The following is a 13,807-nucleotide window of genomic DNA, read 5'->3' as shown; positions in this document are numbered from 1 at the left end:
GCGGCGCGCCGACGCCGCCCCGCACGCCGAGTCGAGGAGACCCATGCCCCGCAACGTCTACGCCAGCGAGCACGAGGACTTCCGCGCCTCCGTCGCCGAGTTCGTCGAGCGCACGCTCAAGCCGCGTGCCGAGCAGATGCTCGAGGTCAAGTCGGTCGACCGCGACCTGTGGAAGGAGGCCGGCAAGCAGGGCCTCTTCGGCCTCGACATCCCCGAGGAGTTCGGCGGGATGGGTGCCGAGGACTACCGCTTCAACGCCATCGCGGCCGAGGTCATCGCCGGCTTCAACTTCGCCGTGTCCTCCTGCTTCGGCATCCACAGCGACGTCTGCCCGCCGTACGTCGTCGACCTCGGCACCCAGGAGCAGAAGGAGCGCTGGCTGCCCGGCATGGCCAACGGCGAGCTCATCGCCGCGATCGCCATGACCGAGCCCTCCGGCGGCTCCGACCTCGCGGCGCTCAAGACCACCGCGGTGCGCGACGGTGACGACTGGGTGCTCAACGGCTCCAAGACCTTCATCACCAACGGCTACCAGGCCGACCTCGTCATCGTCGCGGCCCGCACCGACCCCTCCAAGGGCGCCAAGGGCATCACGCTGCTCGTCGTCGAGGAGGGCATGGAGGGCTTCAGCCGCGGCCGCAAGCTCGACAAGGTCGGGCAGGAGGAGGCCGACACCTCCGAGCTGTTCTTCGAGGACGTCCGCGTCCCCGACGCCAACCGGCTCGGCGAGGAGGGCATGGGCTTCATCGCGATGATGCAGCGCCTGCCCCAGGAGCGCATCGGCGCCGCCGTCGCCAACACCGCGCACGCGTTCCAGATCTTCCGCGAGACCGTCGAGTACACCAAGGAGCGCAAGGCCTTCGGGCAGCCGGTCGGCTCGTTCCAGCACAACAAGTTCAAGATGGCCGAGCTGCTCACCAAGCTCGAGGTCACCCAGGCCTACGTCGACGACTGCATCGCCGCGCACGCCGAGGGCAAGCTGACGCCCGTCGACGCCGCCAAGGCGAAGTGGTTCTCGGCTCAGGTGCAGAACGAGGTGCTCGACGAGTGCGTCCAGCTGCACGGTGGGTACGGCTTCATGAACGAGTACCGCGTGGCCCGCGCCTGGCGCGACGCCCGCGTCTCGAAGATCTGGGCCGGCTCGAACGAGATCATGAAGGAGCTCATCGGCCGCGACCTCGGCCTCTGAGCACCTGACGCGACGACGCCCCCGGACCGAGTGGTGCGGGGGCGTCGTCGCATCCGCGCCGGCTCGGGAGCCGGCCCGAGCGGTGCCGAGCCGTGTCGTCGCGGCTCGGCACGGCCGGGACGGCTCGCGAGCCCCGTAGAGATGAGGGACCGGGCGGGCAGGCTCGCGGGCTCAGGCGGCGACCGCCAGCGCACGCTGGACGAGGGCAGCGACGCGGGCCGGGTGGTCGAGGTCGGCCCAGGTGAGCCGCACGACGACGTAGCCGAGGGCCCGCAGCCGGTCCTCGCGCACCTTCTCGGCCACCAGCGCGTCGCGACCCTCGGCGCCGCCGTACTTGAGCGCCCCGTCGAACTCGACGACCACCCGGCCGACCAGCAGGTCGACCCGGCCGACCACCCCGTGGGCGTCCCGGATCACGACCTGGGACCGGGGGCGGTGCCCGAGGGCGAGCAGGAGGAGCCGGGTCCTCGTCTCACCGACCGACTCGCACGCCGGGTCCGCGAGGGCGAGCATCCGCCGGGCGCGGCCCGTTCCGTACCGGACGACTCCCGCCGCGAGGACGCGCTCGACCTCGTCGGTGGTGCAGAGCCCTCGGTGGAGGGCGGCGTCGAGCGCGACGACCCCGGACTCCGCCCCGGCGGTCGCCGCCACCTGGACGGCGGCGACGGCCGGACCCGCCGTGGCGCACCCGTCGCGGACGGCCGCGGTGACGTTCCCCTGGACGTGGACGTGGGTGCCCGGTCGGATCTTCGCGGTGTGGGTGCCGGCCAGGACGTCGACGACCCTGAGGTCCGTGCGCCAGAGCGGGAGGCGCCACAGGGCGAGCGCCGCGTGGTGCGAGGCGGCCCAGCCCGGCCGGCCGAGCAGCACGCCGCGGACGGTCAGGCGGTAGCGCTCGTCGGGGTGCGCGCCGACCCAGCGCGCCGGGTCGGCGAACAGACCCGGGCGGATGCGCACGAGGCCCCCGTCGCGGACCGAGGCGGCGAGGACGGCCGGAGGCACGCCGCGGGGGACGAGCTGCGCCCGCGACACGACGCCCTCCTGGGCGGCGAGCAGGTGGCTGACGACGGGATCCATGCGTCCACGCTGCCGGATCCTCGGCCCGCCGGGCCACCGTCACGCCCGGGCCTGTGGACGACACGGCCGGACGCCCGCCCCTGTGGACGACGGACGACCCGGCTCGCGAGCCGACGTGACCGTCGGGCGCCGCGTCGACGCGGCTCGGCACGACCGGGACGGCTCGCGAGCCGGCCCGGACGCGGAGCGGTCAGTCGAGGGGGCCGCCGGCGACGTAGATGACCTGGCCGCTGACGAAGCCGGCCTCCTCGGACACGAGGAAGGAGATCGTCGCCGCGATGTCCTCGGGCTGGCCGACGCGCGCGACGGGGATGGTCGAGGCGGTGTGGGTGATGAAGTCCTCGAACGAGACCTTGAGCCGCTCGGCGGTGGCGCGGGTCATGTCGGTCTGGATGAACCCCGGCGCGACGGCGTTGGCGGTGACCCCGAACTTGCCGAGCTCGATGGCCAGCGTCTTCGTGAAGCCCTGCAGCCCGGCCTTGGCGGCCGAGTAGTTGGCCTGCCCGCGGTTGCCCTGCGCCGAGGACGACGAGAGGTTGACGACGCGCCCGTAGCGCTGCTCGGTCATGTGCGCCGAGCAGGCCTTGGTCATGAGGAAGGCGCCCTTGAGGTGCACGTCCATCACGGCGTCCCAGTCGGCCTCGGTCATCTTGAAGAGCAGGTTGTCGCGGATGATCCCGGCGTTGTTGACGAGCACGACCGGCGGGCCGAGCTCGTCGGCGACCCGCGCGACCCCCGCGGCGACGGCCGCCGCGTCCGACACGTCGACCCCGACGCCCACGGCCGAGCCCCCGGCGTCGCGGATCCGTCCGGCGACCTCCTCGCACGCGGCCTCGTCGAGGTCGAGGACGGCGACGGCGAACCCGTCACGGGCCAGCCGCTCGGCGGTGGCGGCCCCGATGCCGCGGGCGGCTCCGGTGACGACGGCGACGCGCTGGTCGGACATGGGGGCTCCTCGGGGTGTGCTCGACGGGACCGTCCGACCCTAGTCGAGCGCGGAGCACCGCCACGCGGCGCCGCCGGGGAGCCTGTCGAGTGTCGACGGTGACGGTGAGTAGGAGCCGGCGGAACGGGTAGGTTGGGGACCTCGCGCGGGCCCCCGGCCCGCGGCGTGCCGGCAGAGTCGCTGGCCTGCGACGACTCACCTCGGAAGGCAATCAGTGGAGATCTGGCCCGGTACCTCCTACCCCCTCGGCGCCACCTACGACGGCAGCGGCGTCAACTTCGCCCTGTTCAGCGAGGTCGCCGAGCGCGTCGAGCTCTGCCTCGTCGACGACGACGGCGCCGAGACGCGTCTCGACCTGCCCGAGGTCGACGGCTTCGTCTGGCACGGCTACGTGCCCGGGATGCAGCCGGGCCAGCGCTACGGCTACCGCGTCCACGGTCCGTACGACCCCGAGAACGGCCACCGCTGCGACCCGAGCAAGCTGCTGCTCGACCCCTACGCCAAGGCCGTCGAGGGCCAGGTCAGCAACGACCCCGCCCTCTTCTCCTACGACTTCGACGACCCCGAGACGCGCAACACCGACGACAGCCTCGGCAAGACGATGCTCGCCGTCGTCACCAACCCCTACTTCGACTGGGGCCACGACCGCCCGCCGCGCCACGAGTACCACGAGAGCGTCATCTACGAGGCGCACGTGCGGGGCCTGACGATGACCCACCCGGACATCCCCGAGGAGATCCGCGGCACCTACGCGGCCATCGGGCACCCGGCCGTCGTCGAGCACCTGAGCGGCCTCGGCGTCACCGCCCTCGAGCTGATGCCGGTGCACCAGTTCGTCCAGGACACCTCGCTCCAGGCCAAGGGGCTGTCGAACTACTGGGGCTACAACACGATCGGGTTCCTCGCGCCGCACAACGCCTACGCCCGCGGCCAGCGCGGCGAGCAGGTCACCGAGTTCAAGGCGATGGTCAAGGCGCTGCACGAGGCCGACATCGAGGTCATCCTCGACGTCGTCTACAACCACACCGCCGAGGGCAACGAGATGGGCCCGACCATCTGCTTCCGGGGCATCGACAACGCGGCGTACTACCGCCTCGTCGACGACGCCAAGGAGCACTACTACGACACGACGGGCACGGGGAACAGCCTCCTCATGCGCAACCCGCACGTGCTCCAGCTGATCATGGACAGCCTCCGCTACTGGGTCACCGAGATGCACGTCGACGGCTTCCGCTTCGACCTCGCTGCCACGCTGGCCCGCCAGTTCCACGAGGTCGACAAGCTGTCGGCGTTCTTCGACCTCATCCAGCAGGACCCGGTGATCAGCCAGGTCAAGCTCATCGCCGAGCCCTGGGACGTCGGCGACGGCGGCTACCAGGTCGGCGGCTTCCCGCCCCTGTGGACCGAGTGGAACGGCAAGTACCGCGACACCGTCCGCGACTTCTGGCGCGGTGAGCCGGGTTCGCTCGGCGAGTTCGCCTCGCGCCTCACGGGCAGCAGCGACCTCTACGAGCACAACGGCCGCAAGCCCATCGCGAGCATCAACTTCGTCACTGCCCACGACGGCTTCACGCTGCGGGACCTGGTGTCCTACAACGAGAAGCACAACGAGGCCAACGGCGAGGACGGCCGCGACGGCGAGGGCCACAACCGCTCCTGGAACTGCGGCGCCGAGGGCCCGACCGACGACCCCGAGGTCAACGCCCTGCGCGCCCGCCAGCAGCGCAACTTCCTCGCCACCCTCCTGCTCAGCCAGGGCGTGCCGATGATCGCGCACGGCGACGAGCTCGGCCGCACCCAGGACGGCAACAACAACGTCTACTGCCAGGACAACGAGACCGCCTGGATGGACTGGGACCTCACCGAGGAGCAGCGCGACCTCTACGCCTTCACCGGCGCCGTCGCCACGCTGCGCCGCGAGCACCCGGTCTTCCGCCGGCGCCGGTTCTTCGCCGGCAGCGCCGACCACGGCGGCCAGTCCGACATGGGCGACATCGCCTGGTTCCAGCCCGAGGGCGAGCCGATGGGCGAGAGCGACTGGTCCGACGGCCAGGCCCGCACGATGACCGTCTTCCTCAACGGGGGGCCATCCCGAGCCCCGACCTGCGCGGCCGACCGGTCGTCGACGACGACTTCCTCGTCCTCTTCAACGCCGACCTCGAGGCGCGCGACTTCGTGCTCCCCGGGGAGGAGTACGGCGGCCGGTGGCTCACCGAGGTCGACACGGCGGCCGCCGTCGTCGAGCCGGAGCGGCACGACGCCGGCGCCAAGGTCCGCGTCGAGGGCCGGTCGGTCATCGTGCTGCGCGGCCCCCGCGAGAGCCCGACGCCCGCGGCCGGAGCGGCCGGCGCGACCCGGGTCTGACGCCGTGGTGGCCCACCGACCCGACCCCGCCCGCGTGGTCCCGACCGCGACCTACCGGCTCCAGGTGCACGGCGGCTTCGGCTTCGACGCCGCCGCCGAGCAGGTGCCCTACCTGGCCTCGCTCGGGGTGTCGCACGTCTACCTGTCGCCGGTCCTCCAGGCCGCACCGGGGTCGGCGCACGGCTACGACGTCCTCGACCACACCCGCATCAGCGAGGAGGCGGGCGGCCGCGAGGCCTTCGACCGCCTCGTCGCCGCGTGCCGCGAGCACGGGCTGGGCATCGTCGTCGACGTCGTGCCCAACCACATGGCCGTGCCGCAGCCGGAGCACCTCAACGCCCCGTTCTGGTCGCTGCTGCGCGAGGGCCGCCGCTCGCCGTACGCCGGCTGGTTCGACGTCGACTGGGTCGCCGAGGACGAGCGGCTGCTCATGCCGGTGCTCGGCGGGCCGCTCGAGCGCGTCCTCGAGGCCGGCGAGCTGGTCCTCGCCGACGACGGCGGCCCGAGCGGCGCCGAGCCGGTGCTGCGCTACTACGACCACGAGTTCCCCGTCGCACCGGGCACCGAGGAGCTGCCGCTCCCGAGCTCGCCCTGGCCCAGGCCTACCGGCTCTCCAGCTGGCGCGAGGCCGGCGACGCCCTCAACTACCGGCGCTTCTTCGACGTCACCTCGCTCGTCGCGGTACGCGTCGAGGACCCCGTCGTCTTCACGGCGACGCACGCCCTGCTCCTCGCCCTGCACGGCCACGGCGAGGTCGACGGCTTCCGCATCGACCACCCGGACGGCCTCGCCGACCCCGGCGGCTACCTCGAGCGGCTCGCGGCGGCCACGGGCGACGCGTGGGTCGTCGTCGAGAAGATCCTCGAGGGGGAGGAGCGGCTGCCCGAGGCGTGGCGCTGCTCCGGGACGACCGGCTACGACGCGCTGCTGCGGGTCCAGCAGGTGATGACGCCCGCCGACGACACCGGCACCCTCGACCGGCTCTGGGCGTCGGTGGCGCCCGAGGCCGCCGACCTCGAGGACGTCGTGCTCGAGAGCAAGCGGCTCGTCGTCGACGACGTGCAGGCGGCCGAGGTCGACCGGCTGATGCGGCTGGTCCGCCGCGTGGTCCCCGACGTCGACGCCGGGGCGGCCCGGCGGGCGCTCGAGGCGCTGCTCGTGTCGATGGACCGCTACCGGGCCTACGTCGTGCCCGGTCGCGGGGTCGATCCGGAGCAGGCGGCGGTCGTCGAGTCGGCGGCCGAGCGGGCACGCGGGGTGCTCGCCCCGAGCGACCACGACGCCCTCGACCTCGTCGTGCGGCTCGTCCTCGACCGCGAGGTGCCCGAGGCGGCGCTCGACAGCGGCCGGCTCGCCGACGACTTCCGCGTCCGCTTCCAGCAGACCTGCGGCCCGGTGATGGCCAAGGGCATCGAGGACACCGCGTTCTACCGCTGGTTCCGGCTCGCCGGGGCCAACGAGGTCGGCGGGCACCCCGAGGTGCTCTCGGCCGGCGTCGAGGAGTTCCACACCTGGTGCGAGCGCCAGCAGGCCGAGTGGCCGACGTCGATGACGACCCTCACGACGCACGACACCAAGCGCTCGGAGGACACCCGGGCCCGGCTCATGGTGCTCGCCGAGGACGCACCGGGCTGGGCGTCCTGGCTCGAGACGGCCCGCGAGCTCGCGGCGCCCCACCGCACCGAGCGGGTCGACGCCCCCACCGAGTACCTCGTCTGGCAGACCCTCGTCGGCACCTGGCCGGTGTCGGGCGCGCGGCTCGAGGAGTACCTCCTCAAGGCGGTGCGCGAGGCCAAGGTCCACACGGCGTGGGTCGACGGCGACACCGGGTACGAGGACGAGGTCGTCGCCTTCGCCCGGGCGCTCGGGCGCGACCTCGCCGTGCACGAGCACCTCGACGCCTGGACGGTTCCGCACGACGCCGCGGTGCGCGCGAACATCCTCGGGCAGAAGCTGGTCCAGCTGACGATGCCCGGCGTGCCCGACGTCTACCAGGGCTGCGAGATCGGGATGCTCTCGCTCGTCGACCCCGACAACCGCCGGCCCGTCGACTGGTCCGACCGCCGCGAACGGCTGGCCCGGGTCGACGACGACGAGCCCTGCTTCGACCTCGACGACGACAAGATGCGGCTGACCTCCCTCGCGCTGCGGCTGCGGCGCGAGCACCCGTCGGCGTTCGTCGGGCCGGAGTCGACGTACACGCCGGTGGCCGTCGGGTCCGCGCACGCCCTGGCCTTCGCCCGCGGTGACGCCGACGGCGCGCGGTCGGTCACGCTCGTGACCCGCGGCGCCGGGCGGCTGGCCGACGCCGGCGGCTTCGGCGACGCGACGCTCGAGGTGCCGGCGGGGGAGTGGGTCGAGGTGCTGTCCGGACGCCCCGTCGACGGCGGCGGCCCGGTGCCGCTGGCCGACCTGCTCGCCGACCGACCGGTCGCGCTGCTCGTGCGGCCCGAGGCCGAGGTGGCGCCCGAGCCGGCGCCCGAGCCGCCGGTCGAGGGTGCGGAGGAGTCGGGCGAGGGGCATCCCTCGTGAGCGTGCGCGTCATCGAGGTGTGGGCTCCGCTCGCCGGCCGGGTCGAGCTCGAGTGGTCTCCCGTCCCCGGTCCGGCCGACGGCCCACCGGAGGTCCGGCGGGAGGCGATGGAGCCGGCCGACGGCGGCTGGTGGCAGCTCGCGTTGCCCGAGGGCACCGGCCCGGTCGACTACGCCTTCGTGCTCGACGGCGCCGACCCCGCCCTGCCCGACCCGCGCAGCGCGTGGCAGCCGGCCGGCGTCCACGGCCCCAGCCGCACGCTCGACCCCGCCGACCTCGTGTGGACCGACGACGCCTGGCGCGGTCCGCGCGACGGCGCCGGCAGCCTCGGCGCGGTCTTCTACGAGCTGCACGTCGGCACCTTCACGCCCGAGGGCACCTTCGACGCCGCCGCCGCGCACCTCGACCACCTCGTCGCCCTCGGCGTCGACGTCGTCGAGGTGATGCCCGTCGCGGCCTTCCCCACCGACCGCGGCTGGGGCTACGACGGCGTCGGTCTCTATGCGGTGCACGACGCCTACGGCGGTCCGCACGCCCTCGCCCGCTTCGTCGACGCCTGCCACGCCCGCGGGCTCGGGGTCTGCCTCGACGTCGTGCACAACCACCTCGGCGCGAGCGGCAACTACCTGTCGCGGTTCGGCCCGTACTTCACCGAGGGCCACCACACCCCGTGGGGCGCGGCGGTGAACCTCGACGACGACGGCTCGGCGCAGGTGCGCCGCTTCCTCGTCGAGAGCGCCCTGCGGTGGTTCCGCGACCTCCACGTCGACGCCCTGCGGCTCGACGCCGTGCACGAGCTCAAGGACGACTCGGCGCGCCACTACCTCGCCGAGCTGTCCGAGGAGGTCGCCGCGCTCGCCACCGACCTCGGGCGCCCCCTCGACCTCGTCGCCGAGTCCGACCTCAACGACATCGTCATGGTCACGGCCACCGGCGACGGCGGTCGCGGCATGACGGCCCAGTGGGACGACGACGTCCACCACGCGCTGCACGTCGCCCTCACCGGGGAGGCGCAGGGCTACTACGCCGACTTCGCCGGTGCGCCGGACGGCCCGCACCCCGGCCCGCTCTCGGTGCTCGCCAAGGTCCTCACCCACGGGTTCCTCCACGACGGCACGCACTCGAGCTTCCGCGGCGCCACCTGGGGCGCCCCGGTCGACCGCGAGGGCCTCGACGCCCGGCGTCTCCTCGGCTACCTCCAGACCCACGACCAGGTCGGCAACCGGGCCACCGGAGAACGCATCTCGGCCCTCGTGGCCGACCCGGCGCTGCAGGCCGCCGGCGCCGCGCTGTACCTCCTGGCGCCGACGACGCCGATGCTCTTCATGGGCGAGGAGTGGGCCGCGTCCACCCCCTGGCAGTTCTTCACGAGCTTCGCCGAGGACTGGCTGGCCGACGCCGTCCGCGAGGGCCGCCGCGCCGAGTTCGGCTCGCACGGCTGGTCGGCCGATGACGTGCCCGACCCGCAGGACCCCGCGACCCGCGACCGCTCGGTCCTGGACTGGAGCGAGCTCGGCGAGCCCGACCACGCCCGGATGCTCCGCTGGTACACCGACCTGACCGCCCTGCGGCGCCGCCTGCTCGGGTCCGGGCCGACGCGCCTGGCCGACGTCGAGGTCGACGTCGACGAGGAGGAGCGCTGGGTGCTCCTGCGCCACCGCCCGGCCGGCGGCGAGCCGTTCGCCGTCGTGGCCACCCTCGGTGGACCCGCCGAGGTCCCGCTCTCGGGCGCCGGTGCGCCGCACCTGGAGTGGGAACCGGGAAGGACCTCCGTGGGCCCCACGTCGGTCGCACATCGTTGTCGATCCGTGTCCGTCCACCCCCTGGGCCCCGCCTGAGCCACGGCTAGCCTGCCGGGGGCGGAGGGTCCGCCGGGGAGGACCGGGTGACGTGGGCGGTGCACGACTGCTGCGTCGCCGGCTGGGCTCGCACCCCGTCGCGGTCGCGGCCATCGCCGTCTCCGTGCTCGCCTCGCTCGTCGTCGTCACGGCGCTCCAGGTGCTCTCGGCGGCGATCACCGACGCCGGCGTGCGCTCGGCCCTCGTCGTCCCTCCCGCGGAGCGCTCCCTCGTGCTCAGCGCCGCGCTGCGGCCGGGCGACCTCGCGGCGGTCGACGCCGCCTTCACCCGCGGGGTCGCGGGGCTGCCGTCGTCGACGGTCACGCGGGTGGGCACCGCGACGACCCGCTCCCTCCCCGGCCGCGCCACCACCGACCGCGCCCTGCTCGCCGACGTCCGGGGCATCGACGGGGCCGCCCGACTGACCGTCGGGCGCTGGCCGGTGCGTCCCGACGACGCCGCGGCCCGCGGCCGGGGGCGGGTCGAGGTGGCCCTGCCCGACGCGGCGGCCGACGGGCTCGGCGTCGGGGTCGGTGACACCCTGCGGCTCGGCGACCTCATCGACCCCAAGGCCCCGGTCCTCACGGTGGAGGTCGTCGGCACCTTCCTGCCCCGCTCGCCCCAGGACGGGCTGTGGGCCGACCTGCCGCTCGGGCTCGAGGGCGTCACGGAGTCAGACTTCACGACGTACGGGCCGTTCGTCGTGGCCGCGGGCACCTTCGACGGCCCGCTCGTCGGCAGCTCGACGGTCACCTGGCGGGCCACTCCCGACCTCGGCGGCGTCCGGGTGGGTGACGTCGACCGGCTGTCCGCGCAGGTCGACGACGCCGTCACCGGCCTGCGCCGGGTCGTCGGACTGCCGCTCGTCGAGGGGTCGCCCGAGACCGCGCAGCCGCCGTCCGTCCCGGCCGGCAGCCCCCGGGTGGTCACGGCGCTGCCCGCGCTGGTGGACGAGGCCGGCCTGGTCGGTGACCGGGTGCGCGTCTCCCTGCTCACCCCGACGGTGCTGCTGGTCCTCCTCGGGACGGTCGCCCTCGTCGGCGCCGCGGCGCTGCTGGCCGCGTTGCGCGACACCGAGACCCGGCTGCTGCGCACGCGGGGAGCATCCACCGCCCGGCTCGCGGGGTTCGCCCTCGGGGACGCCGTGGTGGTCGCCGCGCTCGGGGTCCTCGGCACCTCGCTGGCGGCACCCGTCCTCGCCCACCTCGTCGCCGGCTCCGACGGGCCGGTGTGGTCGGTGGCGGCCGTGCGCGACCCGGTGCTCTGGCGCACCGCCCTGCCCCTCGCGGTGCTCGCCGTGGTCGTCACCGTGCTGACGACCCTGTGGGTCGGGCGGGCCCGCGGTGGCGGTGGCGGGCGCACCCGCGCCGGCGGGCTGCGGCTCGCGGCCGGGTCGGGGCTCGACGTCGTCCTCGTGCTCCTCGGGGTGCTGGCGGCCGTCCAGCTGCGCCGCTACGACGCCGTGGGCGAGACGACCGTCGACCCCCTGACGACGGCCGCCCCGGCCCTCGTCGTCGCCGGCCTCTCGGTCGTCTGCCTGCGGCTGCTGCCCGTGCTGGCCCGTGTCGCCGCCGGCTGGGGCGCCCGGCGCCCGGGTCTCGACGCCGCCTGGGGCGGTTGGCAGTTCGCGCGACGGGCGGCCGGTCAGAGCGGCACGCTCCTGCTCGTCCTCCTCGCCGTCGCGATGGGCACCATCGCGCTCGGCCACCGCGCGACGGTCGACCGCGCGATCACCGACCAGTCGGCGTTCGACACCGGGTCGCCCGTGCGCGTGGTGCGCGAGGTGTCGGGGCCCGCGAGCGCCGCGACCGGTGACCTGGTCGACGACGCGGCGGGCGGGGCCGCCCGGGTCAGCCCGGTGTGGCGCGGCACGGTCGACCTCGGCGGCGTGTCCGACGTGACCGTGCTCGGCGTCGACGCCCGGGCCGCGGCCACGGTCATGAGCCCGCGCCCCGACACCCTCGACGCCCCCTGGTCCACCGTGACCGACCGGCTGGTGCGGGCCCGCGACCTCGGCGGCGGGGTGCCCCTGCCCGGCTCGCCGCAGCGGCTCGTGGTCACCGCCAAGGTGGTCACCGACTCGCCCCTCGCCGTGGACGGGTTCGCCGGCTCCGTGCGCGTGCGCGACGCCCGCGGCCTCGTGTCGTCCGTGCCCCTCGGCCCGGTCTCGAGCACGCAGCGCGACCTCACCGCCGACCTGCGCGGGCTCGGCCTCGTGCCCCCGCTCGCCGTCGTCGGGGTCTCGGTGCCGCTGCCGGACTACGTGTACTACTTCCTGCCCGAGCCGACCTTCGACCTCGTCGTCAGCGGGCTGACCGCCGACGGGGCGCCCGTCGCGCTGGGCAACGAGCTGCGCCCCTCCTCCGACCGGCTCGGTCTGTGGCAGGCCGCCCGGGCCGGCGCCGCCCGACCGGTTCCCGCCGTCGTGACCCGGCAGGTCGCGGACGCGCTCCAGGTCGGGGCGGGGCGCCAGGTCACCCTGCCCCTCGGGGTGCGCGACCTGTCCATCACCGTCGTCTCGGTCGTCGACTCCCTGCCGACCGCCCAGGTCCCGGCCCGCGGCATCCTCCTCGACCTGCCGACCGTCGAGGCCACGCCGGAGCGGGTCGGCGGCGGGTCGGACGTCCGCAGCCGCACCGTCCTCGACCCGCAGGAGTGGTGGGCGGCACCGGCCGACCCGGAGGCCGCCGCCCGGGTCGTGCGCGCGAAGGCGCCGTACGGCACGATCGTGCTCGTCGCCGACGAGCAGGTGCGTGAGCGCCTCGCCGACCCCGTCAACGCCGGGATGCGCTCGGCCATGCTCCTCGTGACGCTCGCCTCGGTGCTGCTCGCCGGGGTCGGGTTCGCGGCGAGCACCGCGGCCCTCGGGCGGGCGCGCCGCCACGAGAACGCGGTCCTTCTCGCGCTGGGGATGCCGCCGGGGCGCATCCGCTCCGTCCTCGTCCTCGAGCGGGTGCTCGTCGTCCTCGTCACCGTGCTCGTCGGGCTGCTGCTCGGGGTGCTCGCCGCGGTCACCGTCGTCCCGCTCCTCGTCGGCGGTGACGGCCACCCGCAGGTGCCGTCGGTGCTCGTGCGGCTGCCCGTCGGGTCGCTCGCCGGCTACGCGCTGCTGCTCCTGCTCGCGCTCGTCGTCGTCGGGGCGGCCGTGCTGCGCAGCACGAGCCGCGACCTCGCCGGCGAGCTCCGGGAGGGGAGGCGTCGTGACCGGTCACGGACCCGGACGCCACGCGGCGCACCGGCACGACCCGGGGGAGGCCCCGAGCGGCCTGTCGGGCCGGGTGCTGTCGTGGCGAGGTCTCCTCGACGCCCGGGCGCCGGCCGTCGTCCTCGCCCTGCTGGCCGCGGTCACCGCCGCCTACCTCGTCGTCACGCCGCGGGTCGAGTCGGTCGCCGTCGACGAGGCCGTGGGCGACACCGTGGCCGCGGCCCGCGCCCAGGCCCGCGAGATCGGGCTGCGCTCCGCGCCGGCGCGCTCGCTCGACCTTCCCGCACCGTCCGAGACCCCCGGGGCCGGGCCGCCGGCCCCCTTCGCGGCGGTCGACGAGGCGCTGCGCGGGGTCGTCGGGCCCGACGTCACCCGCCTGCTCGGAACGCCGACCTGGGCCGCCCAGAGCGACTCCGCGACCATCGCCCGGCCGGACGGCACGACGCTGCGACCCGACGGCTCGCTGGCCGTCGTCCGCGTCCAGAGCGAGCTGGCCTCGCACGTGCGGTGGGCCACCGGGGGCGCCCCCGGGGCGCCGACCACCACGCGCTCGGTCGCGCCCCTCGCCAGGGGCCACGTCACCGCCGTCGTGCCCGTCGCCCTCGCCGAGTCCACCGCCAGGGCCTGGGGCGTCGAGGTCGGTGACGCCCTGACCC

General features: G+C 75.0%; 6 protein-coding genes and 2 pseudogenes. 6 read left to right on the top strand and 2 right to left on the bottom strand.

Annotated elements, in window-relative coordinates:
* Positions 1–43: 43 nt before the first annotated feature.
* Positions 44–1,189 (top strand): acyl-CoA dehydrogenase family protein, encoded by a 1,146-nt coding sequence (locus tag G7075_RS09500; RefSeq protein ID WP_166121334.1) that lies wholly within the window; start codon positions 44–46, stop codon positions 1,187–1,189.
* A 171-nt stretch (positions 1,190–1,360) separates the two neighbouring features.
* Here the strand turns inward: G7075_RS09500 and G7075_RS09495 are convergent, their stop codons facing one another.
* Complete coding sequence (locus G7075_RS09495; protein ID WP_166121331.1) at positions 1,361–2,266, bottom strand: type IV toxin-antitoxin system AbiEi family antitoxin domain-containing protein; 906 nt, start codon at positions 2,264–2,266, stop codon at positions 1,361–1,363.
* 190 nt (positions 2,267–2,456) lie between these two features.
* Positions 2,457–3,212 (bottom strand): 3-oxoacyl-ACP reductase FabG, encoded by a 756-nt coding sequence (gene fabG, locus G7075_RS09490; protein ID WP_166121328.1) that lies wholly within the window; start codon positions 3,210–3,212, stop codon positions 2,457–2,459.
* A 214-nt stretch (positions 3,213–3,426) separates the two neighbouring features.
* Here fabG and glgX point away from each other — a divergent pair.
* The 5 genes and pseudogenes from glgX to G7075_RS09470 all read left to right on the top strand — a co-directional run bounded on the left by glgX (position 3,427) and on the right by G7075_RS09470 (position 13,796).
* A pseudogene (glgX, locus tag G7075_RS09485) lies at positions 3,427–5,576 on the top strand (glycogen debranching protein GlgX).
* 4 nt (positions 5,577–5,580) lie between these two features.
* Positions 5,581–5,832: pseudogene (locus G7075_RS21110) on the top strand (alpha-amylase family glycosyl hydrolase); the annotation flags it as partial.
* 2 nt (positions 5,833–5,834) lie between these two features.
* Complete coding sequence (gene treY / locus G7075_RS09480) at positions 5,835–8,108, top strand: malto-oligosyltrehalose synthase (protein WP_240918002.1); 2,274 nt, start codon at positions 5,835–5,837, stop codon at positions 8,106–8,108.
* Positions 8,105–9,946 (top strand): malto-oligosyltrehalose trehalohydrolase, encoded by a 1,842-nt coding sequence (treZ, locus tag G7075_RS09475; protein WP_166121325.1) that lies wholly within the window; start codon positions 8,105–8,107, stop codon positions 9,944–9,946. Before treY ends, treZ begins: the two co-directional genes overlap by 4 nt.
* 52 nt (positions 9,947–9,998) lie before the next feature.
* Positions 9,999–13,796: an FtsX-like permease family protein gene (locus G7075_RS09470; protein WP_166121322.1), complete on the top strand. Its 3,798-nt coding sequence runs from the start codon at positions 9,999–10,001 to the stop codon at positions 13,794–13,796.
* Positions 13,797–13,807 lie beyond the last annotated feature (11 nt).

This window comes from Phycicoccus sp. HDW14 (genome assembly GCF_011383005.1).
Classification (GTDB): Bacteria; Actinomycetota; Actinomycetes; order Actinomycetales; family Dermatophilaceae; genus Phycicoccus.
Note: the sequence above shows the minus strand (reverse complement) of the source record. Positions and strands in the feature narration are given on the sequence as shown.